At 53.5% G+C, this 25,608-nt stretch carries 14 protein-coding genes; 4 read left to right on the forward strand and 10 right to left on the reverse strand.

What is annotated here, in order from left to right; translation table 11 throughout:
- Positions 1-237: 237 nt before the first annotated feature.
- The 4 genes from ACW8F6_RS03880 to ACW8F6_RS03895 form a co-directional block, all read right to left on the reverse strand.
- A complete protein-coding gene (locus ACW8F6_RS03880) occupies positions 238-2,895 on the reverse strand; it encodes a PKD domain-containing protein (RefSeq protein ID WP_491574528.1) in 2,658 nt (885 codons plus the stop codon).
- Positions 2,896-4,355: 1,460 nt separating this feature from the next.
- The gene (locus tag ACW8F6_RS03885; protein WP_491574529.1) at positions 4,356-6,281 is read right to left on the reverse strand and encodes a DUF3604 domain-containing protein; all 1,926 of its coding nucleotides are present in this window, start codon (positions 6,279-6,281) and stop codon (positions 4,356-4,358) included.
- Between the two features lie 18 nt (positions 6,282-6,299).
- Positions 6,300-7,334: a HupE/UreJ family protein gene (locus ACW8F6_RS03890; protein WP_491574530.1), complete on the reverse strand. Its 1,035-nt coding sequence runs from the start codon at positions 7,332-7,334 to the stop codon at positions 6,300-6,302.
- Between the two features lie 27 nt (positions 7,335-7,361).
- Positions 7,362-8,183: a peptidyl-prolyl cis-trans isomerase gene (locus tag ACW8F6_RS03895; protein ID WP_491574531.1), complete on the reverse strand. Its 822-nt coding sequence runs from the start codon at positions 8,181-8,183 to the stop codon at positions 7,362-7,364.
- Between the two features lie 1,157 nt (positions 8,184-9,340).
- Here ACW8F6_RS03895 and ACW8F6_RS03900 point away from each other — a divergent pair.
- On the forward strand, positions 9,341-10,849 hold the full coding sequence (locus tag ACW8F6_RS03900; RefSeq protein ID WP_491574532.1) for a PilT/PilU family type 4a pilus ATPase: 1,509 nt from the start codon (positions 9,341-9,343) through the stop codon (positions 10,847-10,849).
- A 15-nt stretch (positions 10,850-10,864) separates the two neighbouring features.
- On the opposite strand, the gene ACW8F6_RS03905 is transcribed toward ACW8F6_RS03900, so the two are convergent.
- A complete protein-coding gene (locus tag ACW8F6_RS03905) occupies positions 10,865-11,452 on the reverse strand; it encodes a hypothetical protein (protein WP_491574533.1) in 588 nt (195 codons plus the stop codon).
- A 253-nt stretch (positions 11,453-11,705) separates the two neighbouring features.
- On the opposite strand from ACW8F6_RS03905, the gene ACW8F6_RS03910 reads away from it, so the two are divergent.
- Complete coding sequence (locus tag ACW8F6_RS03910; protein WP_491574534.1) at positions 11,706-12,020, forward strand: co-chaperone GroES; 315 nt, start codon at positions 11,706-11,708, stop codon at positions 12,018-12,020.
- The gene (gene groL, locus ACW8F6_RS03915) at positions 12,017-13,651 is read left to right on the forward strand and encodes a chaperonin GroEL (RefSeq protein WP_491574535.1); all 1,635 of its coding nucleotides are present in this window, start codon (positions 12,017-12,019) and stop codon (positions 13,649-13,651) included. The genes ACW8F6_RS03910 and groL overlap by 4 nt, the downstream gene beginning before the upstream one ends.
- A gap of 97 nt (positions 13,652-13,748) precedes the next feature.
- Here groL and ACW8F6_RS03920 read toward each other — a convergent pair whose 3' ends face one another.
- The 4 genes from ACW8F6_RS03920 to ACW8F6_RS03935 form a co-directional block, all read right to left on the reverse strand.
- Complete coding sequence (locus tag ACW8F6_RS03920; RefSeq protein ID WP_491574536.1) at positions 13,749-15,605, reverse strand: ATP-binding response regulator; 1,857 nt, start codon at positions 15,603-15,605, stop codon at positions 13,749-13,751.
- A gap of 62 nt (positions 15,606-15,667) precedes the next feature.
- Positions 15,668-16,237 carry a YfiR family protein gene (locus ACW8F6_RS03925; RefSeq protein ID WP_491574537.1) on the reverse strand — a complete coding sequence of 190 codons (570 nt, stop codon included), beginning with the start codon at positions 16,235-16,237 and terminating at the stop codon, positions 15,668-15,670.
- Complete coding sequence (locus tag ACW8F6_RS03930; protein ID WP_491574538.1) at positions 16,234-21,807, reverse strand: two-partner secretion domain-containing protein; 5,574 nt, start codon at positions 21,805-21,807, stop codon at positions 16,234-16,236. Before ACW8F6_RS03930 ends, ACW8F6_RS03925 begins: the two co-directional genes overlap by 4 nt.
- A gap of 3 nt (positions 21,808-21,810) precedes the next feature.
- On the reverse strand, positions 21,811-23,403 hold the full coding sequence (locus ACW8F6_RS03935) for a ShlB/FhaC/HecB family hemolysin secretion/activation protein (RefSeq protein ID WP_491574539.1): 1,593 nt from the start codon (positions 23,401-23,403) through the stop codon (positions 21,811-21,813).
- A 299-nt stretch (positions 23,404-23,702) separates the two neighbouring features.
- Between ACW8F6_RS03935 and ACW8F6_RS03940 the strand changes: the two genes are divergently transcribed.
- Positions 23,703-24,260 (forward strand): hypothetical protein, encoded by a 558-nt coding sequence (locus ACW8F6_RS03940; protein ID WP_491574540.1) that lies wholly within the window; start codon positions 23,703-23,705, stop codon positions 24,258-24,260.
- A 27-nt stretch (positions 24,261-24,287) separates the two neighbouring features.
- Here ACW8F6_RS03940 and ACW8F6_RS03945 read toward each other — a convergent pair whose 3' ends face one another.
- Entirely contained in the window at positions 24,288-25,541 is a 1,254-nt protein-coding gene (locus ACW8F6_RS03945) for a diguanylate cyclase domain-containing protein (RefSeq protein ID WP_491574541.1), read from the reverse strand.
- Positions 25,542-25,608 lie beyond the last annotated feature (67 nt).

Raw genomic sequence — 25,608 nt, forward strand, 5'->3', positions numbered from 1 at the left:
TTAGTCCAAAGGGCGCCTAAGGGCGCCCATTTTTTTGTGTTGCGGTATCATGCGTTATTTCGCCTAACCCTTACTATGTCAATTTATCGCTTCTGTTTTCTATTGCAGGGTAAAGATATGGGCTGTAATTCCCGGGTTGCTAGAGTGCTAGCGGATGATGGTGCGGGTAAAGATTACCCAGAAAAAAGGCGCCCGAAGGCGCCTTAGACTGCGTTATACCCGCTATGGGCCTGCGTGCTACTGTGTGTGCTTTATGTAGTAGTCGTACACGTAGGTTTCTGCGTAGGCGCTGGATGACTCGCCCGGTGCTGTGCCGTTGTGAGACTGTGTGTAGTTACCCAATTTAAAGTAAGCGCCACTAAAGCTTTCTGTATGGGTATAGTCCACAGCCTGGCCGTTGTATTCAAAGTTAACTTTGCCATTGGCGGCGATGAATTTAACCGTAAATACCGTGCCCAACTCGTAGTTGTCGTCCAGTAGATAGCCGTGGCGATCGTTGCCGTTGGTGATCCATAGGTTGGCGTGTGTATTGAGCTCGCCGGGTGTGCCGCAGTTATCCCAGTCATTCTCGGTACCTTCCGGGCAGGTGCCCGTATGGCCCTCTATACGAAAGACCACCACGTCGTCACCTGAGTCGTGAATCTGACCCACTACAACGTGCGGTTTTACGGACGTGAGGCGAGTGACTTTTTGCTTGATCCACATCTCGTGTGTCCCGCTGGTGTTGCTCCAGGCCGCCGCGCTGTTTGAATTGCGATAGTGATAATTTTGGGTAAGTTCACGTAATTCGCTGCGCGGGTTTGACGAGCCGCCAGTGGTGTCACCACCGTGGTTGGCACGAAATTGCACGGCGTAACCATCTTCGTCCTGAACTAGCTTGAACCACTCGCCGTTCTCGTATTCAAGCAACTCTGGGCAGTAGACCTCCATGGCATTGTTGATGGGCAGTGTGATTTTCCACCAAGACAAATCCAATACCTGAGAGGGCCAGCGAACAATCGGTGCCGGGGGCGTCTTGGCAAGATCGTCGGCCGTCGATATGTCGGCGATATCGAATACATCAAAGTAGGCGTTACCGCTACCAGGGCCGTATTCGGCATAGATGTAGGCGGGCGAACCTGTAGATACAAAATCAATGTGCACTTGCTGCCAGCTATTGCCGTGGTTGGTGCTTTCTTTGTGGATGCTGTTAGAGCCAATATCTTGTATGCCAATGGTTCCGTGTCCGTAAACCCAGGCGGAGGCGCGATAGACGTGGCCGGCGATGGGCTTGTAGATAAATTGCTTCATCTGGCCGCCGTTGCCTTTAATGACGAGAAGTCTGCCGCCGTCTACAGGTTGTGGATTAGATGTGCCATTGGTGGCAACCACGTTGGTTGGGTCATCTTCAATCCATCCGCCGAACGACGAGCTTTCTTCAAAGCTGGCATTGTATAGGTCCCATAGCGCATCTGGATTGACCGACGAGACGAAGATGCTGGTGTGTTTACTACTGCTCGCACCTTCGTCATCGGTCACTGTGAGCGTTACATCTATGTCGCCTTCTAAGTTAAATGATTTTTGCACTGTCGCGAGATTGCTGGTGGTTCCGTCACCAAAGCTCCATGCATAGCTGACAATATCGCCGCCATCCGGATCGAAAGAGCCGGAGCCATCAATGGTGACAATGGTGCCTGGCGATGTGCTGGCCGGCGCCGCAATGACGGCGACGGGCGCTTCTAGGCCGTCGTCAACAAAAATTGTTTTGCTTGTGCTGCGCACCTCGCCTTCGTTGTCGGTCACGGTTAACGTAATCACATGATCGCCGCCGGCGGTAAAGGTGTGGCTGGCAATGGCTCCGGTGGCCGTGCTGCCATCGCCAAAATCCCATGCATATGTTGAGATGTCGCCACCATCCGGATCGTAAGAGGCGCTACCATCGAAACTTATTTCGACACCGGTATTAACTGAGTCGTCCGACTCAAAAATGGCCACAGGGGGATAGTCGGAGATATCACTGCTGCCGTAAAGTTCTACTTCTGTAATACTGTTCCAGCTGTTCTCACTGTTTCCGTGCCCGATAATGCGGACAAATCGGCCGGGAAGGTCGGTAACATCAAATGTTTCAAGCGCGGTGCTGTTACCCGAACTTTGTCCGCTATATGCGGTGTAAAAATTGCTGCCGTCAGCGCCCACTTGCACAGTGAAATCTGCCGAGCGAGCGTTGCCTTTGTAAAATGCCATGCGCACAGATTCAAGAGTGTACATGGCGCCCAGATCGTAGGTGATGTACTGGCCGTCACCATTTGCAGACCAGCGCGTGCTTAAACTGCCGTCTAGTGTATTGTCTGGCGTGTTGCCGTCGTCACTGCTGGCCGTTACCGCAGCAATGGGGAGCAGGCCGTCAATGGGCGTCGGTGTCGGAGTTGGCGTAGGGTTGGGGTTGGGCATACCTTCGTCGACGAAGTCAACTTCAGTGATACTCGTCCACGAATTACTCGAATTGCCGAATCCCACAATGCGAATGTAGCGCGCGTCAATTGCAAGCGGGTAGCTCTCCTGTGCGGTGGTGTTGCCACTGGAAACGTAGGCTTGTGCCAGTTGCCACGTATTGCCATCCTGAGAGCTGTGCAGCTCAAAGTTGGCGGTGCGTTGATCGCCCTTATAAAAAGCAATGGCAACGGATTCTAAAGCCGTTAGTGTTCCTAAATCGAACTGAATCCAGGCGCCGTCGCCGTTCTCGGACCATCGAGTACTCAGGTTGTTATCCAGCGTGTTGGCGGGCACATTGCCATCGTCTCCGCTCGCGACAACCTGCACGGGTTCAATAGCAAATGCTGTGCTGGCCGCCAATAAGCTGCCTACGCAAAGCGCTAATTTTATATTGCTCTGATTACATCTTCTTATTTTTCTCATTGTTGTTTCCTTAACATTGACGCAGCCAACAGCGCGCAAAACATTGGTGCAGCCTATGTCTTGACGTGTAGACCTTGCCAATTTTCTGTGACGTTAATGAATGGCCGTGATTACCGCGGTGTTAACCTCTCTGCGCCGTGGCCAGTGGAGCAGGCATGCAGGTACATCTAAATTGACATTCTGTGTCGAAAGACAAGTGACGGTTTTATTCGGCGCCCAGTACTGCGTATTGTGTGATTGCTAGGCTAAGCTGGCTGCCTTTATTGTGTTGTTGAATTACGGCGACCTTGGTAAAATTGGGCGCCCAAATAAAGTTATTATATCTCTTAGGCTAGTCATAAAATAAAATTCTGGCAATTGAGTCAGATCACATTTTAAATTGGTTAACCAATTATATTAAAATAAAATCACGCTAAATTGAAAATATCTATATAAAACATAGGCTTTAGTCGAGCATGAATATACTCTTTGCGAGGCATGATTAGGGAGGTGTAGTGGTTATTTGGTACGACTGTTTTGAAGTAGAGGTCAGACCTATATATCTGCTTGGTGTCCGATCGAATAACGGCTGAGTACAAAATGGCGTGGTTCGCCCGAGCATGTCGGATAGAGGCATCGCTATGCTCTAAATAAAAGACGTTGGTTTGGCCCTTACCTCGTGGGCTCCTGCTAGCGGCCATTACGTTTTTTCTCGCGGTTGCCGAGGCAGTGCGAAGATTCCCATTGCGACTTATTAAGTTGTCAAATGTTAGAGCCGTTGAGCTGTCGTCCTCCGGAAATCACTGGCTTTGTTAGAGCGGGTAAATTTCGCTGGCAGCAGCGTATTGATCGTTAAAAGTGCTGACTGGCTAACCGGATAAAAATCTAGCCACTGGTTAAGAAGATTAAGGTAAAGGTATTGGGGAGCTGATTTGAAACGGCGATAAAGACTTGCTGTTGCGAGTCGGTTTGTTTGGGCGGAAGTCTATCGAAAGTGCTGGCCGTAAGCCCCGCACTAGGAGCTACTCTTCACCGGTTCATGTATAGACTATTGCAGCGCCGGTACTATTGGTGTGTGGAACAGAAGATTTGACTAACCGAGTTAAACAAAGCGTGATTGTGCAGCCTTCGCTCTAGGTCGGCGGCGCAGCCGAAGCATTGTTGCGCATTGAGTAGGAAACGAGCTCAGTGGTCGCGGATGCATGCCGGCTAGGCGTCCAAAGTGCCGTCAAGCGGATTGTGAATGCAATTTTAGGAGCTGACAGTTAGCGAAGTTTATCGGGGTGACGCATTGCCGCCTGCTTCAAGGGGCGGCAATGGAATGTGCTTGGCTTTTAAATCACACTTGCTCGAGCTAAGTTTACGTAAACTAACGCGCGATTTCGGTAGTCCTCTCGCCTTTATTGCGAAAGTCTGACCTGAGCTGACTACTCATTGCGGAGTCTATTTAGCTAATTATGGCGTGATTGTGGGCATTGCTTTCAACTCTCTGGCTGGTACCAAATAGGCGTCGTGTACGCGCGCTCCTGAATGCTCGCCGGTACGTCGGCTGGAGGCGTTTTATTGAAAAATTTAGCGTCGTAAGTGGTCCAGCGGGGCGTGGGGATTTCGAGAACCCGTACGTAGTAAAAAGAGGGCTGATCGCGCCTAAATTCCTTATCTTCCCAGAAGGCTGACAAATAGGACGCCCCAATACTGTTTACGTAGCTTGCATTTGCTGCATCTACAGTATTTCCAACAGCGGGTATTTTTCCCGATCTATTGGCTTTGCGTGCGCCCGACCAGGCAACATTCACGACCTTTTCGTGAACCTCACCTTCTTTATCTAGCCAGCCTTTAACTACCTGAATGCGATCCAGGTTCGCTCCGTCTGGATCACGCATGGCCTTAATAAGGAGCTTAGGTTTTACTGTGCTCGAGGGTTTTGCAAGATTGCCGCCCATTGGCACACCGCGAGCGTAACCAATTTTGGCAAAATCTGAAGATTCAAGGTCTTGTTGAGAGAAGTCAAAACCTGCGAATACCCTGACCGAAATGCGGGTGCCGGTAGTTGCATAGACCTCTTTGCGCGACATGGCGTCCCAAAGCGCTTCGCGCGTATTCTCCGTGGCCCATACGGCGGCAAGACCTGATGCGCTCGTCTCGCGCGCAAAAATTTGTGAGCCTTGAGGCGCGGGACGGCCTGCAATCACTTCTTCGAAACGAATGGCGTTGTCGCTGGGTTCCAGGCCGGGTACTTTGCCAAAAAAGTTATTTTCTTCGGTAGTGGAGAGTGCTGTGTGCGAATCTGTCGAGCCTATAAGGCCAAATTTAAACGGATTCTCACCGAGTTTACGCTCGTACTGCAAGCCGCGCTTAAAAGCTTCCCGTGCGTATTCCTTGGGTAGCATGTCGGGCGTCTTAGGGTTTGGTCCAAAGCTGGATTTGTCCCAGGTTTCGAAATCTGCGAATTCATCGTCTGGCGATAGCGACGGGTGGGCTTCGCCATCGCCTTTCATTTGAGTTACCTCGTACAGGGGTTCCCAGCGCATGCGGGCTTTGGCGTAATCTGCGTTGATGGGTGCCTTGGTCGTAAGGGTTATATCGTCAAACATGAGTCCATTGGAGAGGTTGCCATTGTGCGGTATGGCCAGCACTCGGCCGCCGGTCAATTTTTCATAGTTTGCCATCCAGGCCCACAGCGCCTCCGGATCAGTTGAATCATATTGGGACATCGGCACGACTTTGTCGGCATGTGACTTGCCATCGCGAAAAATCACGTTTCGGTGCAGGTTGTTGCCGCCGGGCATGCTGGTCCACTCATAACCGATGAATGCGGTGAACAGTCCCGGCTCATTATATTTTTCCGCTGCTGACGTGATGTTCTTCCACATTGATTTCGTTAGTTCAGGGAGCTCGCTAAGGGGGTCATCCAGCGCATTCATGCGACTCACCCAGGCATCGTATGCCTTAGCCTGACCTTCTACTGTGCCTTCTTTAACATAACCGTGCACCATTTTCCCCCATTTGTTCTTTAGCAGGGCAGGGTTGTTGGCTGCAATGGCGGGCGCAAGCCCTAAGTTCTCGGCGTGATCTGCAATCACCAGAAAATCCAATGGCCGACGCAATCGCACTGGCAAACCCGTGTTGGAGATGACTTGCTCGCCACGGGCAAAACGATAAGCCTCTTCAGGCCCAAGGCTTGCGCCAATCATACCCGCATCAGTTGAGTAGGATGTATGCAGGTGCGTGTCGCCAAAAAATGGCCTGATTGGCAGTTTTTTATTGGTGTGTGGTGAGTAGGCGGATTGAACGGCCTTGTCGCCGCTACGCTGTTTTCCCTCAGCCGCCGCATACTGTGCGTCTGTAAGCGCACCCGTGAAGATAATTAGTCCAAACGCAGAGAGTAAGTGAGAAAATGGCGACATGTTTGTGTTCCCTGTTGGTTATATCCAAAAGCTTGCTACGCGTTCAATGGTCCAAAAGGCAGCTATAGAACCCATGGCGTAGGCAGGTGCCTGTGTGACAAAGCGTGGTGTTTTGTTCCAATGAAAATTAGTGGTGACTCGTTTTGTAATATGCATCAATACTAGTATGCAACCGACGAACAGCAGTTGGCCTATTTCAACCCCTAAATTGAACACTAAAAGTGCAGTCGGAATGTCTGCCTTAGGTAGCCCAATCTCGCCAAGCGCCGCAGCAAATCCTAGGCCATGTAAGAGACCAAATATAAATGCAACGAGCCATGGACTGCGCATTGTCAGACCTGAGTGACCCTGTTTTGAGCGAATGATTTCCGTAGACAGGAATAAAATACTTAATGCAATACAAGCCTCTACCGGCGGTACCGGCAGTGAGATAATATTCAGCGATGCGAGACTAAGGGTAATACTGTGCGCGATTGTAAAGGCGGTAATTGTGTAAACAAGCGTGCGAACATTAGAGACCACCAGTAATAGCGCAAGTACAAACAGAAGGTGATCTATGCCCAACAAAATGTGTTCTATTCCTAATTCGAGATAGGTGGTGACGACTTTAAAGGTGCCGGGGTTCGCTTCAATTCGATAGCTTGGGCTGTCGGGCGTTAATCTATGGGTGAGTTGCGAGCCGTGGAGAAACTCAATATGCAAAAGTGCTTCCATTGACGAGGTCATGCCTGCAATGCGCACCTCGGTTCCGGCCAAGCTTTCATGGTGGGTAACTGTCCATCGCTGTGACAGGGTGTCGCCCACAATGCCGACTATTGGCTCGCTAACAGTTATTACTTGCTCGTCCAGGTGTACGGTTAATTGAGGGCGTTGGTACGGGTTTGGAGCGGGTGCCTTCCAGATAACATGAAATCGACCCGGGTCAATCTCGGTAAGTCGCAGGTAGGCCGGGCGCAAATTGTCGGCAACAGTCGTGCTGGTGCACAGGCAAGCTACCAATAATAGCAAGGCAGTAATTACAGTATTAAATCTACAATAAAGTTGCCTTGCCATTTGCCGCAGCCCTTTTAGATAATACGATTAAGACTCTATTTGGATTTTATAGTCTGACTTAAGGTTATTAAGTATTGCGGATTTTGATTCTTGATATTTGGCGTTTTGCCACTCCCGCTCTACGAGACTTCGAATTTCTTGCAGTTCAGGTAGGCGGGCGGGTTCTATGTCCCGCACTTTTACGAGGTGTGCTCCCAAGCTAGAGTTCACCCTGTGCCAGGTGTTGGTAGGTAATTTATTTAAAGCTTTCGAAAATTCGGCTCCAAACACTTGGTTTATGTGGGCGGCAGATGCCGACTGGTATTCCTTTGCAAGCAGCGCGTTGTCGCCGCTCACCTGTTCTCCTGCGCGCAGCCGTTGCTCCAGGCTGGCGATTTTTTTGTCTATTTTCGATGGCGGTCCATCGATCGGGATAAAGACCTGCTCAAAGCTGTAAGCGGCATCATGGGTAAATCGCTCTGGATGATCTTGAATAAACTGCATTAGCTCGCGATCATCGGCCTGGTACCTGTCCGACATATCCACGAGAAGGACTTCCATTTTCTGCCTTAAACGTCGCCGTATGACCTTGTCATTGGCGTCCAGGCCCAAGGCCAACGCCTGACGGTAAAGTATTTCCTCGGTGATGTAGTTATCTATTAATCCGTCGACTTCCTGATTGGTGGGGTCTCGGTGCCAAATTTGAGAAAACTCGAATTTTAACTGGTTAATGCGGTCAGCACCTACCGATATATGTTTCTCACTGGTGTCGGATGTTTTCGCGGTCAAGGCGTAGATCGTAAATAGCAGTGATCCTATAATTACAAAATGAAATAATGGTTCGCTTCTGTAATTTCGAAAATTATCCATAATTTTCTATCCGGTACTCCAGCGAGTATCTGTGTGGTGTGGGTAAGATTGCGTATCGCCAGTGAAATTTTTTAAGAATACTAGCGCAGCGCTTTTCGGCGTTGCATAGGCATTATGCTGCCCGATGCCAAATTCAATCCATTTGCTACTTATGTCTGAGTTTTTCTTGCAGGACGTCTGTTTTTAATGGCGTGATTTAACTGGTGTGGATAGCTAAATCGCTTCTATGTGGACGGGCAGTCGTACATAGAGATTACATGTATATATTTAGGCGGCGCCGGTCCTGTAATAATTTTACGCAGGTATCCCTGTAAGGGTAGCCGTGTCGTATGAACTTATTGTGACATGGATTATTCTTCCCACCCTCTGGGACATTTGAAAATGGCCTGAGACGTTTACGAGCGAAGGGCGTCATGCTATTGAATATTGTCGGTCTGGTATCGGTGATGAGATTCACCCTTGGCGAATCATGTGTTGGTGTATTTTGACGTCGCTTGCGAATTTATGTGCCAAGACTGAAGGCTTGTTCATTGACTTTACTTTGCTCGCAATACTTTGGCCAGTAAGATGGAATGCGGTAGAAATTCGGCTTTCTATCTTGCCTATCGTGCCCAAATTATTTAAGGATAGAAGCCACTTGAAGTGGCTTGCCGGTAAGTTATAAGTAGGATCAGATTTTTCAAACGATACCCGGTAATTTGGTTTTCTATTCCGTGTGTTGGTAACGTTTCGAAATGGCGCGCTATTCGCTGTTTATGTTAAGGGTAGGTTTTTTCCACTGCTTTAATTGTCAATTGACGCAATTTTTCTTGTGCTATTTAAGGTGCTGTTTCAGGGGCGATGAAGGAGGCTTAACACGCGCATTTTGGCTCACTAACGAGAGCGATGAATGATAGCTACTTTTGTATTTTAGTGCGCTGATTGTCGTGTTTGCTGCACTTAACGTTGATCTCTTTTCACAGTTCATTTTTTCGGTTTTCAATCAGCTTATACGCGTGGTAAATGGCACTCGAGGCATTCTATCCCATCTCTAAAGAGGGTCTATAACCGGCATCTTTGAGCGGCTGTCTGTAGCCGTTAGAAACTGCGGGCAAATCGATTGCCTGTGGGGCTCCGGAGTTTGACTATACTGCAGGTTCCAATCAGAGGGCCCGTCTGTGGATGAGCTGAAGAGTTTACTGTCGGTCATGGTGGCGCGATCGGCATCGGATTTATATGTTAATGCCGGGGCTCCACCCACCATTAAGGTCAACGGCCAGTTTCATTCTCTCTCCGGCCCGGCGCTGGAGGCGGCTTATACTCAGGCACTGGTGGACGGACTCTTGACTGACCCGCAACGCCGGCAACTGGTGCAGGACAAAGGCTTGGATTTTGGTTTGGCATTTCCCGGAATTGGCCGCTTTCGATTAAATGTCTATTACCAAAAAGGCACATTGGCGCTGGTGGTGCGCTATATCAAAGACCAGATTCCCAGCATACAGGAACTGGGGCTGCCCGATGTGTTACACGATTTAGCCATGGCCGAGCGCGGTCTGGTTCTGGTGGTTGGCGCCACGGGCACGGGTAAATCCACTACACTGGCCGCCATGATCGACTACCGCAATAGTCACCGCGCCGGGCATATCCTGACCATTGAAGATCCCATTGAATATACGCACGTGCACAAGCAGTCGCTGATTAGTCAACGTGAAATTGGCATAGACACGCACAGCTATGCAGATGCATTGCGTTTTGGTTTGCGCGAAGCGCCAGACGTTATCATGATTGGTGAAATTCGCGATGCGGAAACTGCCCGTCAAGCGATGCGCTATGCGGAAACGGGTCACCTCTGCCTCGCGACTATGCACGCCAACAATGCCAACCAGGCACTCGATCGCTTTTTAAACTGCTTTGGCGCCGACGAACAAGCCCGTGTACGGCAGGATCTATCGCAATATTTATTGGGCGTCTTGAGTCAGCGGGTGGCGCAGGGCGTGAACGGGGAGCGGGTGACACCTGTGGAGGTTATGCTCAATACCCCCTACATAGCCGAACTGATAGAAAAGGGAAAACACGATCAGCTGAAAGATGCCATGAGCAGCGGCGATGACGCCAGCTGTCAAACCTTTGATGACTCTTTGTATCAACTGATTTCCGCTGGAAAAATTACCCGTGCCGAAGGCTTGCGGTTGGCCGACTCGCGTATCGATTTGGGCCTCCGGTTTAAAATGTCGGGCGCAGAAACCAGCGTTCGCTACCTGTCGCCGCAAAAACATTGGATCTCTAAATCAGCGCGTTTTGAACATTATCGCCGGGTACAAGTTCAGCCTCACCGAAACAGCCAGGCGCGACGGCCCGATATGAGCGCAGTGCTGCAGGAGGCTATTGGCCAGGGCGTGCGCGAGCGTGGCTATCGCCTAGTTACCTCCGCCCCCGACCTGGTGCTGACATTTGCATTTGGCTTGTGTAATGCCCATGTGCTCGGCGCACCGGAGGAGCTGGACGTGAGCCCCTCGGCCGCCGATAGCGCAGAGGGTCGCCTAGTGGTGCAAGCGAAGGATTATGCCTCTGGTGAAGTGGTTTGGCACTTAGTGGCCAGGCGCACCGTAGGTGGGCAGCAGACCAGCCAGCAGGAGATTAACATTGAAGTGGCTAATTTAATGAGCTCGCTGCCCTTGGCGCGATAATCCGGTGCGCAGCGCTTACTGCAATCGGCTGTTTGGCGGCAGCGCTATGCCGACCATGTGCAATTGCTTGGCTAGCAGCGGATCGTTGGTTTGCCGATAGCGCTGGTAAATGGCCAGTAACTCTTCGGCGTTTAGTTTTCCTTCTCGGTTGCAGGCTTTGGCAACCAGCTCCAAAAGCCTCGCAAAAGTGGCAGCTAATTCTGAAAAGATATGTCTATTGTCGTTGGCATGGTCCGCTAAATAGTCGTAAGCGCTGGTACCCATACCGATAATGTAGTCTTTGCCGATGCCTCGGCGGGAAAAGTTATCCGGGAACAGGGCCCCCAGAAAGAGCGCCAGATCGCCCAGCTGGCGCAGTAGCTGGCAGCGCTCCCAGTGGGCGTCGGTATCTCTGGCGTCTTGATAGAGTAGGGCCAAGGGCCGGATATCCATTTGGCCGTCTTCATAGCTAAACAGTTCCCGGCTGTCGCCCAGGCGCGCCATCATGCTGCCCAGGTACCAAAGGGTGTCCGTTTGGGGTTTTACCGGCGCCTCCTCCGCCAGATTGTGCAGCCGATCGCGAAAGTAATCTGCCAGAGTGCTGTGAAAGGTTGCCTGATGCATGCGCTATCCTCCACTTGCTAAGCAAGTACCGATATAAAGCTGTGCCTTGTTCATAACTATAGTGGCATCTTTTAAGGTTGTGCAAGGGCATATAAAACAGGTTTTTAATAAAAAAATATTATTTAAAGTGCTGATTTTAGTCCCCTTGAAAAATAGACGGGCGCGCCTATTTTCCGCCTTGGAGGATAAGGAAACCCTTCCTTAGCCATCCTTTCATGTGTGCATTTTATGTATTGTTATGGGAGGAAATCCTATGAATTTTAAACCGCTCTACGACCGCCTAGTGGTGAAGCGACTCGCGCTGGAAACCACAACGAAAGGCGGTATCGTCATTCCAGAAAAATCCGCCGAAAAGCCCACGCAGGGCGAGGTGATTGCCGTGGGCCAGGGTGCACCACAGGACAATGGCGATTTGCGAGCGCTTGCGGTAAGCGTTGGCGATCGCGTCCTGTTCGGTCAGTACGCCGGCTCGGAGATTAAAATCGATGGCGAAACCTATGTCGTGTTAAAAGAATCCGATGTACTCGCCATTATTGAAGAAGAAGTTGCGCAGGAGAAAGCTGCATGAGTGCCAAAGATATTCGCTTTTCCAAAGACGCGCGCGAGCGCATGTTAGCCGGCGTAAACATTCTCGCGGATGCCGTTAAGGCGACTTTGGGGCCCAAAGGTCGAAACGTCATTCTGGAGAAAAGCTTTGGGGCGCCCCGGGTAACTAAGGACGGTGTGTCTGTGGCCAAGGAGATTACCCTAAAAGACAAGTTCGAAAATATGGGTGCGCAAATGGTCAAAGAAGTAGCCTCAAAAACTGCCGATGTGGCCGGAGACGGTACCACCACTGCCACAGTGTTGGCGCAGGCATTGGTTCGCGAAGGCCACAAAGCTATTGCCGCGGGCATGAACCCAATGGATTTAAAGCGCGGTATCGACGCCGCCGTAAAAGCGGCCATCGAATCGCTTAAACCCTTGGCAAAACCCTGTAACGACAGCAAGTCAATTGGTCAGGTCGGTACTGTGTCCGCCAACTGGAATGAAGACATTGGCAAGATATTGGCCGAGGCCATGGACAAGGTGGGCCGCGATGGCGTCATTACGGTTGAAGAAGGCAAGTCATTGCAAAACGAACTGGAAGTCGTGGAGGGTATGCAATTCGATCGCGGCTACCTGTCGCCTTACTTCATCACCAACCAAGACAAAATGCAGGTGGAGCTGGACAACCCCTACTTGCTGTTGTGCGACAAAAAGATCAGCAATATTCGCGATCTGCTTGGTATCTTAGAAGCTGTCGCCAAAGCCGGTCGGCCTTTATTGCTGATAGCTGAAGATGTTGAGGGTGAAGCCTTGGCGACGCTGGTGGTAAACAACCTGCGCGGCATTTTGAAAGTGGCAGCCGTTAAGGCGCCGGGTTTCGGTGATCGCCGCAAGGCCATGTTGCAAGATATCGCCATCCTGACCGGCGCCACCGTTATCTCCGAGGAAGTGGGTCTGGCCCTCGACAAAGTTGAGCTGGAGCAGCTGGGTAGCGCCAAGCGTGTGGTGATCAATAAAGACAACACCACTGTGGTTGACGGCGCCGGTCAAAAGGCCGAAATCGAAGCGCGCGTTGCCCACATCCGGACCGAAATGGAGGCCACTAATTCCGATTACGATCGGGAAAAACTGCAAGAGCGTGTCGCGAAATTGGCCGGTGGTGTTGCCGTCATTAAAGTGGGGGCTGCCACCGAAGTGGAAATGAAGGAGAAAAAAGATCTGGTGGACGACGCCTTGCACGCCACCCGTGCAGCCGTTGAAGAGGGCATAGTACCCGGTGGTGGTATCAGCTTGATTCGCGCCGCCGATGCCGTGCACAAGGCCAATTTGCAGCCAGCCAACGACGACCAGAAAGTGGGTATCAAGATTGCGCTGCGGGCGATGGAAGAGCCCTTCCGCCAGATAGTGCGCAATGCGGGCGTCGAACCGTCTGTGGTACTCGAAAAGGTGCGCAGTGCTAACGACGACACCTACGGCTACAACGCGCAAACCGAGGCCTATGGCAACATGCTGGAGATGGGTATTATCGACCCCGCCAAGGTGACCCGTACTGCGTTGCAAAACGCGGCCTCGATTGCCGGCCTAATGCTGACTACAGAAGTGATGGTAGCAGATAAGGCCGAGGAGTCGCGCGCAAATGCCGCCGGCGCCGGTATGGCCGGATTGGAATAGCAAAAGACAGGTTGATTTTAGGGGCCCCATGGCCCCTTTTTTTGGTAAGGCGCGGCTCCCAGGCCGATCCCCGCCATTTACCACGCAAGTAATGAAGTCAATCGGGTGTGCTAATCATAAAACTGAGCATGGCGCGCAACTTGGCCGGTTTTACGGGCTTGCGCAGCACGCTATAGCCCTGCGCGCGCAGCAGCTGTAGTTCAGCGGTATCTTCGATGCCGGTAATAAACAGCGCTGGAATCGGGCTATTACACGTTACGCGGATTAGATCTATGGCATCAATACCGGTATCTACTGTGCCTAATTGATAATCGGTCAGCACCAGGTGCGGGGGCGACACCTGGAACACGGGTAGACCCTGTTTCAGTGCCTGCAGTGATTCGAAGGGAAATACCTGAGCGCCCCAGCGGGTCAGCAATTGCTGCAAATCCGCGAGTATGGCCGGATCATCTTCCAGCAGGCATACCCGCTTGCCCGACAACACCTGTTGTAAACTGTTGTTCGATGCGAGAAACGCGGTTTGCGGTGCGGGTGTCACTAGTGCGGATAGCGGGATGCCGATGCGAAACAGCGAGCCTTGTCCCGGTGTGGATTTAACGTCCAGCGTGAAGCCCAGAGTTTTGATGAGCCGCATAACAATGGCCAGCCCCAAGCCAACACCCTGTTTGTGCGCGTCAATTTTGTGTTTAACCTGGGCATAGCTTTCGAAGATTGCGTCGAGTGAATGGGGCTCAATGCCGATGCCCGTATCGTAAATGTCGATGGCCAAATGGGTGCGTCTCACTCGGCAAGCAATGAGCAAGCCACCCTGTTCCGTGTAGCGGATTGCATTGCTTAACAAATTTCTGAGTATGCGTTCCAGAGTGATTTCATGGGTTGTCAGGGTGATGTCGTCTACCCGAAATCGCATGGAAAGATTTTTCCGGTTGGCAATGGCTTCGAATTCGTGCGACACCCGCAGTATAAGTTTTTTGAGGTTGACAGGGTGGGTTTGAATGCTATCGCGCTGCTTGCTTTGCAGGCGCGAGTAATCCAGCAAATTAGAAAATAATTGGCTCATGTTATCGATGGCGATATCGAGCTTATCCACCAGTTGAGCTTGTTCTTTACTGGCGCTCGATTTCAATGCGTCCACAAAAATTGCCATAGCCTGCAGAGGCTGCCTAAGGTCGTGGCTGGCGCTGGCAAGTAATTGCTGAAACTCTTCGCCTTTGTGCTCTGCGGCATTTGCCATGCGTTTAAGCTCGGCTGACGTTGTTTCGAGCTCTTCGATCACCTGCGTTAAGTTGTGGTGCTTTTCCTGGATTAGCTGCAGCATGCTGTTGAAGGAATCTACCAGGTTGCCCACTTCGTCCTGACTTAGTTGGGTCGCTCGCAGGCCGTAGTCCTGGGACTGTGCTACCCGATCGGCGGTGGCGTTCAAGCTCAGTATGGGGCGCACCAGCGCACTCTGCAGACGGTGAGAAAAAATCAGCGCGAAAAGTATGGAAAGCAGGGAAATTCCCAGCGCGACCCAGGCGAAAAGCGCGGTACGTGCGGCCACCTCTTCAAGGCTGTAGCGCAGAAATAAACGGCCGTAGATAAGCTCGTTCCGATCGATAGTGGCCAGCACATCCACATAGTGATGACCAATATGGGGGTACCGGCTGCCCGCGCTGTCCGCTTCCAGAGAGGGACAGCTACCAAAGGGCGATTGGCTATTCACTACCTGGCTGTAAAGATTGAGCTGCCTGTCGTAGATGCAGGCAGCCATGAAGCCGGGAAGCGATTTGAGCAACAACAGGTTTTCGTTGAGGGCGTTTTTGTCGGAAAAGGCCAAGGCTGCAGAACTGCGTTTTGCCGTTAAGCTGGCAATGAGCGCAATATTGTTGGCAAGTGAGCGCTCCGCATGGTGCCTATCGTAGAGGACAAAGGCCAGGGTGGATATGGCCATAGTAATTAATAAGCTGACCACAACAATGGCAAACACCTTATGCCGTATGGAAATTCGCGTGAACCACCGCTGCAAGAAAAAAATCATGGTTGCTGGGTGTTTTCGTGAATTTCTCGCGCCAAGCTGAGCAGGTCGCTGCTTAGAAATAGGCCGGCGGCCATGGCGTTGCTGATGTTTACTTCAAACTCGTATTGATCCTGGGTTCTGAAAATATTGATAATGCCGCCGCGATCGGCGAAAGACTCCTGCTCCCCCACGCTCAACACAAACAAGAATTGTACGTCTTTCCAGAAGTCCGGTAGTTCTGCACGCCGGTCGTTGCCCACAAACAGTATGTGACAACCGCCGGCAATGTCGGACTTCTGTGTGGTGCGGGTTACGGCGAGTGTGCGGTTAGCAATGGGGGTACCGTTTACGCTGTCTAAAAATATGCCAAAGGGTAGATCGCCAAACAAACACATGTGTATGGGCGCAGTTGAGTTAGGGAAGGCGTCTTCGGGCCATTCGACAAAATTTGCGAAGTTGTACAAAAATAAAGCCTTCACTTGGAGCTGCGCCATTTCTTCATCGGTAGCCGCTTTTGACGCAAGGCTGTTACAAATCAGCAGGCTAGCGGCCAGTGCGCGCCCCAAGGTGCGAATCACAACTTTCATGGTTGTCCCTGCTCGGCATTCACGGCCGGTAGTTGCCCACTAATAAGCAGGCTGCTTAAAAACTTTTGAATACTTCTCTGATTGCGGCACTTGACGCTACTGGACGCGGTTTCTTCTCCGGTGCAGGCACCCGTGGCCGTACTTAGCAATTGGCCCACTGTGGACTGTTTGGGCTGCACCTGACGCGGGCTGTCCAGATCGTCAAAGGCGGCTTGCGCCTTGTCGTTTGCCAAGCTATCCAGGTCGACGTCGGGCGGCGTTGGTGTCGGTGTGGGCAGGGGGGTAGGCACGGGTGTCGGTGAGGGTGTCGGTGAAGGTGGTTGCGCCTCGGTGAGCAGCGTGATCGCGCGGCCGACCCCGGTACTCACAACCGCGCTGTTGAGATTGGCCGTGCGATTTACCAGGCTGCCAGTGCTGGGATCGCCCAGGTTATTATACGCCCGCATTTGCACATTGTTATTGAGTGTGAGACTGCGCGTGGCGATCGCGAGGGCTGCATCGTTGAAATTGTCCAGCACCATATCGCCACCCTGTGCTTCAACCAATACGGCTGCGCCGCTGCTGCCATCGCCCAGCTGCCAAGTGTAGGCCGTATCGCCAAGGTCGAGCTGCCTAAATAACAAGGCCGTTTGATCCCCGCCGATTAATCCGCCGCCGGCACCACTGTCGAGCGTATTGATCGCGCGCAGCCTAGTGCCATCGGCAACCGTAAGATGGCCGCCACTCAAATAGAAGCCGAGCATCCCGGCGCGCAGCCCGTCGGCTGTTCCGTCCTGCGCCAGGATGTCGTCCGCCAAGTAGAGGTCGCCCTGTAGCAGATTAAGGGTGAAGTTGCCGTCGGCCAGGTGGACGCTGAAACCGTCGGCGTCCAAGTCTGCCAAGCGCAGTTGCGCCACGGGGCTCGCGTCTACGACCAGATCGTGCTGCGCATATCGAACATCCAGGCTGGTGGCCGGTGTGCTTATGGCGAGGGCGTCTGCCGGTGCGGTGGCGGACAATCGCAGCGTATTTGCGGCCAGTATCAGGCTGCGGTCGGTATCGTAAATGTCGCGGGCTTGCAGGCTTAGCGAGCCGCCTGCACTCAGGCCGGCGTCCGGCAGCCGTAGCTCGGCGGCGGAGGCTGTCAGGGTGGCATTGCCGCCAGTGCTAAAGCTGGTTACCCATACATTGTTGACGCCGTTGATAGCGACGTTACCGAGGGCAGACAGTGCTAACTGGGGGCTATCAAGTTGCAGTAGCCCTGCGGACACACTTTCGATATTGCCGCTGGCCGACAGGGCAATGCCTCCATTGACTGCCGACAGTTGGCTGCCGTCATAGGCGAGAATATCCGTGGCGCTAATTAAATCGAGACTGTTGGCGCCGGTGGCAAGGGTAGTGACTTGACCGAGTTGGATGCGGTTGGCATTCATGGCGATCAAACCCGTACCGCTATGCAGCGCCACGCCGGTATTGGCCATGGTGAGCGCATTGCCCGCACTCAATGACAGGCGCGTGTCGTTATCAATGCCACCGGTGGCATCGCGTAAATTGGCATTGATTAACAGGTCGTTGCCGGCGGTTAGCCGGTGATGGCCGTGCGCGCCGTCGAGATCGATATCCGCAACGACCGATAAATCGTTGACGGCGCTCAACGTGATGGCTCCGCCCTGACTGCTGAGGCCGAGTAGCGCCAGATCACCTGTGTCGTGCAGCGTAAAGGTGCCCGTGCCGGTGATGCTGGCCGTCAGTTGATTAAGGTCGCCGTCGATTTGCAAATCGCCTCCGGCCAAAGCGCTGTTAATGTTCAGGGCGCCGGCGCTGAGCAGCAAGCTGCGGTCGCTGTCGAACAGGTCGTTGGCGGTCAGCGTCAATGTCCCGGTGATACCGTTCAGTCCCGCATCTGGCAACTGTAGATTGGCGCCAGCGGTGAGTGTTAAATCGCCGGCAGTTGTAAGTGCGCCGGGTAACACGGTGAGGTCTGCGGCGCTGGTGACTTGCGCATTGCCGGCGCCAAACAGGGCTCCCAGCGTCAGCCCGCTTGCGGGGGCAGTCAGAAAAATATCACCGCTGCCGGTGTTGTTTAGATCGGCAGTGCCGCCTTCGACGTCGATGGCGTTACCCACGCCAATACCATTGACGGCGTTCAGTGCGTAGCGGCCCAGCGGCAAACTAATGTCGTGCCAGCTATCGCCGCCATCGAGAATCTGACTGCCCGCCGTGAGCGTAATGGCCGTACCTAAGCCTTGCGTGCTGGCCAATCCGCCCAGGGTAATATTGCCACCGGTGGCGGTGAAATTGATCGTGCCGTTGTACGCGTTAAACCGTGCGCTGTCAGCCATGGTGATGTGATTGGCCGCTTGGACGTTAAGTGTTACATCGTCTGTGGTGAGGGTATTGCTGTCCTGTAGGCTGTTATTGATAAGCACGTCACCTGCGAGCGAGGAAAATGCAAGCTGTGCCCCGTGCGCGCCGTCGGTATCGATGGCGTTGGCGAGGGTGAAAGTACCGGTGCTGCTGGCAATGAAATTGCCGCCGCCACTCGACAGCGCATCCAGTTGTAGGGCGCCTGTGTTGATTAGCGCGAGGTTGCCACTGCCCAGGGTGATGTCTGCCGTATTGACGGCGCTATTAATGGTCAGGTCGCCGCCGGTGAGTGTACTGTTAAGGAACAGTTGATTGGCGGCCACATCCAGGCTGCGATCGCTGTCGTAGATATCTGCGGCGGTGATGGAAAAATTTCCCGCGACGGTATTCAAGCCATCGTCCAAAATGACATCTCTGACGGCGGTCAGAAATAAATCGTTGGTGGCGATAAGTGCGCCGGGCTGAAACGCGATATCGCGCACCGAGGTCAAGTAGCTATTACCTACGTTATTGAGCGTGCGCACCGACATATCGCCGGTAAAGTTGTCTACAAAAATATTGCCCGTACCGGTATTGACGAGGTCGGCGTCGGTGCCGCGTGTTTCCAGTGCGTTGCCGTCGCCAATGCCGTTCACTGCGGTTAGAGAAAAATGGCCGCCCGAGGCTCTGATATCGTTGTCGGCATCGCCGCCGTCCATAATGCGATTGCCCGCATTGACCGCGATTGCGATACCGGTAGGTTGGGCGCTGAATAAACTCGATATCACAACGTCGTTGCCGGCAGTAACCTGAATTCGACCCGCGCGCGCAGAAACTTCGGTGCCGTCGGCCATGCGTACATCGTTGGCCGCACTCAAGGTGACGTCTACGCCGTCGTCGTTGCCCAGGCTGTCGCTGATCGATGCATTCAATAGCAAGTCGCCGCCGGTAGAACTAAACAGCAGTTGGCCACCGTCAAAACCATTGGTGTCGATGGTCGAGGCAATCGTCAAGTCGGCTAGGGTGCGCAGGTCCAACCCCCGCGCACCGATCCCGCCACTTAAATCAATATTGTTGATGCTTAAAGCACCAATATCGCTCACCGTTACCAGCGATGTGCCCAGGTTGGTAAAGTCCAGTGTATTGATGTCGGAGGTGATAGTCAGTGCGCCGCCTGCAAAGTTGCTGTTAAGTACAAGGTTGTTGGCAGTCAGGCTTATGGACCGATCGCTGTCGGCCAGGTCGTTGACATTAAAGGTCAGATCGCCACCAGTTGTTAGGCCCGCATCCGGTAGCGACAGCAGGGCTGAGGTTGCCGTTAGTGTTAGGTCGTTGACTGAGGTCAGACTGCTCAATGTCAGGCTGGTACCGGTGGTGGAAATGACTGCGTTGCCGGCGAGATTGATGTCGTTGAGCGTCAGGTTACCGGTATTGACAAGGGTGGCGCCCCCACTTGCTGAGGTAAGCGTCAAACCGGCAACGCTTGTGTTCATGGCGCCGATGCCGGCCGTGCTGTTTAGAGTTACCGAGCCCGCGCTGGTGAGATTGTTGGCAAGCGCCGCCGCGGTAATATTGGCGCCCACTATGGCGATGGAGTCGGCGGCGGTGCTGCTGGTTTCGATGAGGCTGAGGGTGGCGGCTCCGCCTAATGTGGCGGCAAATTTACCGGCGCCAAGTTCCACGCGACTGCTGCTGTCCATGATGAAATTGCCACCGGCGATGACCGACAACGTCAGGTCATCCCCGCCGGCCACGCTGTCAAAAATCTGTACGCCCGCGGCGAGCGATACGCTGCCGTCGGCAATGATGTTTAAGCTGCGACTACCAATGCCGTCGATATCCAAATCATCCAGCCAGTCCACATTGCCGCTACCGGCAAAGCCCGAAGCGGTATTGATGGTGACATTGTTGGACGTTAAATTGGTTTTTAATGTGCCCATGTTGATATTGGACGTCGCAGCCGTTGGACTCCAGTTGAAAGGGCCGCCGCCGGTAAAAGAGCCATTGCTATCGGCGGCTACCGAGAGGGTAATGTCCGTGGGGTCGATGAGGTAGCGCCCCACCTGGCCCTGTGGCGCCAGCGTCGAAACGGAGCCGAGCGCCTCTACATACTGCAGGCCTGAGACTTCCACAAAACCACCGTTGCCCCCTTGCGGTCCGCCGGTGGCACTGATGGCGGCGCCGGGGTTGAAATGGCTAAAGCCGTGGCTGAAATTAATTACCGTGCCACCATCGCCCAGTGCTGTTGCATTGGCGCTGAACTCACTGTCGCTGTCCAGGATGGTCATACCTTGTGTGCGCCAGTGAATACTGCCGCCGCCGGCGCTGCCGTCGACATTTACTCGGCCGTTGTTGTAGGCGCGCTGGGCAGCTACCTCGATCTGGCCGCCGTGCCCCGAATGGTGATTGGCGTCCAACTGGCCGCGATTGATCAGATCGGCGCTTGTATCAATGCGAATGTTGCCACCGGTGATGTCGTCCAAGCCGGTGGCGTGAATGACGCCGCCATTGTTGATCAGGCTGGTGTGCAGTTCGTCGACAGCAGCGGCCGCCAGGTGTACCCATTGGCCGGTAACTGTGCCTTCGTTAATAATCTGGCCGTGCCGGCCCTGCAGAGTCGCGCGCGAAACTTCAATGCCCGTGTGGTTGCCCGCAGGTTTGATGATAACGTGCCCAGCGCTGGCTAAGGTCACCCTCGAGCTAGTGAGCTCGCCGGTATTGACGATGGCCGGTGCAACAAATGCCAGTAGGGTGTCTGCGTTGATTTTACCCTGGTTTTCTACCGAGCCTGGCCCCGGCGCCATCAAGGTGAAGTCGCCCTCCATGAAATCTGCCGCACTGACATCCAGGGTCGAGACGACTAGACCGGTCACGTCTACCTGCGCACTTGGGGAAAAAAATACACCCTGGGGATTGACTAAAAACACCTGGCCGTTGGCTGTGAGTTGCCCGGCAATGATTGACGCGTCTGGGCCAGTGACTTTGTTAAGGGTGAGCGCCTGCGCATTGGGGTGCTGAAAATGCACCTGCTCCTGAGCGCCGATGGAAAACTGCTGGTAGTTGAGCACGGCGCGCTGGCTGCTTTGCACTATGTGCATCTGTTGATTGTGAGTTTCCACCTGTACCTGCCCCGCAACGACGTCCGGCAGTGTTGGCAGCGCCAGGCAATGCTGAGCTAAGCCGGGCAAGGCCAAGACCAGCAGCGTGCGAGAAAATCCTGTGGGCGAGGGAGGAAGACAGTTCATGGCTTACCAGCGGTAGTGAAGTTCAAAACTGATCGGTAAAGTGCGCAGTGGCACGGCGACGCTGCGTTGCGCGTCGTTCCAGGCGCTCCATTGCAATTGCATCTGCCAGTGGGGGTGCTGGCCGCTCAGCCCGATCCCCACAGAGGTGGCAGTTAAATCCTGCAGCGTGTCGCCGGCGGCGGACAATTGATCCCCTTGGGCGTGATCCACAAAAACCTGCGGCGACCATTGCCACTGCGCGGTGAGCCAGGGTAGTGCGTAGCGCCACTGCAGCTGCGCTCGACCGCCCCGATCGGCTGAAAACTGCCCCGCGTAATAACCTCTGGCACCCTGCAAGCCAGTGAGTGGCAGCTTTTCAAAGGAGGGCAGCAGGGAATCTGCCAGCTGCATATCTATTTGCAGCCGCACCTGGTGTGCGCGCCAAAACCAGCGGCTGGCCGACATAAATTGCAGTACCTGAAAGTCAGACTGCAGATTGCTGGCGCCGGTGAGCGAATGGGTGCCGGTAAATCCGCTTAACTGGGTCAGTTGGGTAAAGGATGCGCCTTGGTATTGCCAGGCCCATTGGGCGCCAAATACGTCGGCGGTCTCATCGTCTATGAGCGAGTTGTCATTGAAAATGTTGCTGTAATCCACGGACTTTTGGTAGCCGCTGAGCGTAAGGCGATGACTGTGATGATCGCTCGGCAGCCATTGCTGAAAAAATTCGAGGCCGGCGATCAGCGTATCGCCCTGCAACTCTAAGGCGGCAAATGCTTGTCCTACATCAAAGCGATTATTGGTGGCTCGAAACGCCACGCCGTTATCGGGCCCGGTAAGGGGGTGTTGATAGGCGATATATCCGTACAGGTTCTGTGCGCCGCCGGCGGCGGCCATGGCGCTAATGTCCAGGCGATCAAAATGCCCCAGTGGGCTGAGCAGCGAATATTGCGTGGTCCAGCGATAGTGCCCCGAGGATTCACTGCCGGCATTGTCGAGGGCGGTATGTATTTGGTGATGACTGTTGGCGGTGGTGCGCAGATTTAGTCTGACGCTGTTAGGGCGCGAGCCGCGCGAGTAGTAGGCAAAAATCTGGCTTTCCGGCTGGCGATTGAGCGTGCGCAGGCGCTTGTCCACTTCGGGTTGAAACAGTGGTCGGCCCAAGAGCGCCTTGAAGGGCGCCGCTAGTATTGTCGGGGAAATCCCCGGGTCGCCGAGCACGATCACGCTGTCTAATTGCACCTCCACTACATTCAGGCGTACAACGCCCGATCGCGAGCGCTGTGGGGGCAGGTAGGCGTAGTGAAACTTATAGCCCTGGGCACGCAGCGCATCGGTTAGGTGATCGGCCACCCGAGAGAGCTCTGTGAAGGTCATTTCCTCGCCGTAGGCTTGCCGTTTTTCGTTGGCCAGGGCGAGTAAGTCGCCGCCATCTAGCTCACCCGCAGTGGCGCCTGCAGCGCTGCTGATAACCAGCCGCTCGACTCGCATGCGCTTGTGTTCCGCCGCCGGGTCTATATTGGTATCTGCCAGGCTGTAGCCCGCCATGCCGCACAATAGCCAGCCACCAATCCAGTACAACGCGCGCGGACAGTTTATGAAAGGGGCTTTGAACAACGGCTGCTCCGAACGACAGTGGCAATTTTCAGAAGTATAGAAGACGGAACGGGCGTACGCCCCGCTCGGGTGTGGGCAATGTGTTCGCCCTGTGAGTGTGGTGTCTCGGTTATAGGTTAGCGCGGATCGGTCTTTGATTCGCGTTTTCAATAGGCCTAGGCCAGATGGGCTAAACCCTTGTAAACCCTGGGGCTGGGCGGTTAGGGTGAGTACCTGCCTAGCCCGCACTTAGCAGTTGCCGCGCTGAAATACTGCGACTCAGTTGGTGTTTTTTATTTCTGATTATATGAAGGCCCCCTATGATCACAGCCCTTGTCAATTCTCCTGCGCCTACCGGGGGTGCCCCGCAACCCTGGGCGGGTGCTGCCCTGGCGCCGATTCAGGGGGCAGCGAGAGGTCTCGCTGGCTTTCTTGAAGCGCTCACCCACCATTTCTGTATCTACTCCGGTGAATTTTCACAGGTGTATTGCAGCTATGACATTCAAGCTATCGTGGGTTGGGAAAATCGCCTGGGCGCTGTGTCAGATCCCGTGGCTAACTATGATGTTTTGACGCAGATTGATTCGACTGCAGTAAGACGTACCACCGCTTATCTGACGTGGTCGGACGACGAAGGCTTGTGCGTAATCTATCCGCACTTAGCCGATCCTGTGCCACTGGCGGCCTGCGTGCGGCAGTGGCGGGATAAGACGCCGCTACTATTAAATAGCGATCTAAGGTTGGTGAATGACAGGTTCTTACAAATGCCAATTTATTTATTGGATTCTACGCGACTGGGCGACAGGTCTGCTTTTGAAATCGCGGATATACGTCGGAGCATCTCCCGCAAGCTATTGCAATGGCCGCAGAAGGGTTAGAGCGAGTAAGCACAAAGCCTAAAGGGCTTAAGATGTTGGCGCCATCTCGGGGCGGAAAAGCGCAAAGGTATTTTTCCCCTGAGCTTTTGCTGCGTAAACCGCGAGGTCTGCTTTTTTAATGGTGCTGTCCACAGACTCCTGGTAGCCATCGACCACCGCCAGGCCGAGGCTGGCTCCGGCCCTGTAAGCATGCTTGCCCAGTTGCATGCTGGGTTCTAGCGCCGCCAGAATACGCTGGCACACGGCAATGCCCTCGGATTCGCCACTGAGTTCGCGCAACACCACGGTAAACTCATCCCCCCCTAAACGACACACCTTGTCACCGGTGCGCACGCATCGTGATACTCTTGCCCCAAACTCTTTCAGCAGTTGATCACCGCGATCGTGTCCGAGGTTATCATTCACCCATTTAAAATTATCGAGATCGATAAAAATTAAACCAAAATGATTTTTGTATAAGCGCGAGTGCGCCAATGCGCGCGCTAGCTCTTCAATAAAGAGTCGTCGATTGGGTAGGCCGGTGAGAGTGTCAAAATAGGCCAGCTTTTCGAGCTCGTTTTTGTCGTCAGCCAAGTTAGCCAGCATGGCGTTAAAGGCATCTACCGTATCGCCCAGTTCATCCGGCGCGGCTTTCTGGGCTCTGAGTGAAAAATCGTTGCTCTGTCCCACCTGTCGGGCTACTTCACCCAGGTGCACGATAGGTTGGTATATGCGACGTTGTAGCGGTCGCGTTGCCGCTAAAGCGGCTGCGCAGGCGATTAAACTAATGACTAGTAAACTGATCGCCAATCGCTTAGTGCGGGCGTAAAGCGGCTCGAAACTACCCCACAGGGTTAATACGCCCACTCTGTTCTGATTCATGTGAACGGGCAGCGACAATTTAAAGCCGCCCTCTAAGTACTGAGGTGTCGCTTGTGGTTGCGTGTCGCAGGAAAAGTTGGCCGGCACCTGGCCGGCAGGTAGGCTATCCGACCAGTAGGCAATGGGTTGGTGTTTAACCTGGGTGTAAAGGCAGGCTGCTAATGCGCCGCTGACCTGGGCAAAGCTTGTTAAATTTTCGGTGGCGCGCTTGGCATCCAAAAACGCCACGGCAGCACTGCTGCGCTTTGCCGTTACTTCACCCAAAGCGGCAAAACTGCCAATGAGGTTGCGCTTTTGATGCTGTAAATCGTAGGCAATAAACACCGTTCCCGATAGGGACACAGCAACCAGCATGGTAGTAATAACAACGGCCAAAATCTTATTCTTGACCGCCAGCGTTGAGAACCAACGATCGAACATGGCGCGACCCGCAAATGACTAGAAGGCGTATACAAGGTTAGCATAGCGCAACTTGGCTGCGGTGACG

Source organism: Simiduia sp. (assembly GCF_058345725.1).

What these genes read in the sequence shown, in the direction of transcription:
- ACW8F6_RS03880 (WP_491574528.1), bottom strand. Translation starts at nt 2,895, where the DNA reads ATGAGAAAAATAAGAAGATGTAATCAGAGCAATATAAAATTAGCGCTT.
- ACW8F6_RS03885 (WP_491574529.1), bottom strand. Translation starts at nt 6,281, where the DNA reads ATGTCGCCATTTTCTCACTTACTCTCTGCGTTTGGACTAATTATCTTC.
- ACW8F6_RS03890 (WP_491574530.1), bottom strand. Translation starts at nt 7,334, where the DNA reads ATGGCAAGGCAACTTTATTGTAGATTTAATACTGTAATTACTGCCTTG.
- ACW8F6_RS03895 (WP_491574531.1), bottom strand. Translation starts at nt 8,183, where the DNA reads ATGGATAATTTTCGAAATTACAGAAGCGAACCATTATTTCATTTTGTA.
- ACW8F6_RS03905 (WP_491574533.1), bottom strand. Translation starts at nt 11,452, where the DNA reads ATGCATCAGGCAACCTTTCACAGCACTCTGGCAGATTACTTTCGCGAT.
- ACW8F6_RS03910 (WP_491574534.1), top strand. Translation starts at nt 11,706, where the DNA reads ATGAATTTTAAACCGCTCTACGACCGCCTAGTGGTGAAGCGACTCGCG.
- groL (WP_491574535.1), top strand. Translation starts at nt 12,017, where the DNA reads ATGAGTGCCAAAGATATTCGCTTTTCCAAAGACGCGCGCGAGCGCATG.
- ACW8F6_RS03925 (WP_491574537.1), bottom strand. Translation starts at nt 16,237, where the DNA reads ATGAAAGTTGTGATTCGCACCTTGGGGCGCGCACTGGCCGCTAGCCTG.
- ACW8F6_RS03930 (WP_491574538.1), bottom strand. Translation starts at nt 21,807, where the DNA reads ATGAACTGTCTTCCTCCCTCGCCCACAGGATTTTCTCGCACGCTGCTG.
- ACW8F6_RS03940 (WP_491574540.1), top strand. Translation starts at nt 23,703, where the DNA reads ATGATCACAGCCCTTGTCAATTCTCCTGCGCCTACCGGGGGTGCCCCG.
- ACW8F6_RS03945 (WP_491574541.1), bottom strand. Translation starts at nt 25,541, where the DNA reads ATGTTCGATCGTTGGTTCTCAACGCTGGCGGTCAAGAATAAGATTTTG.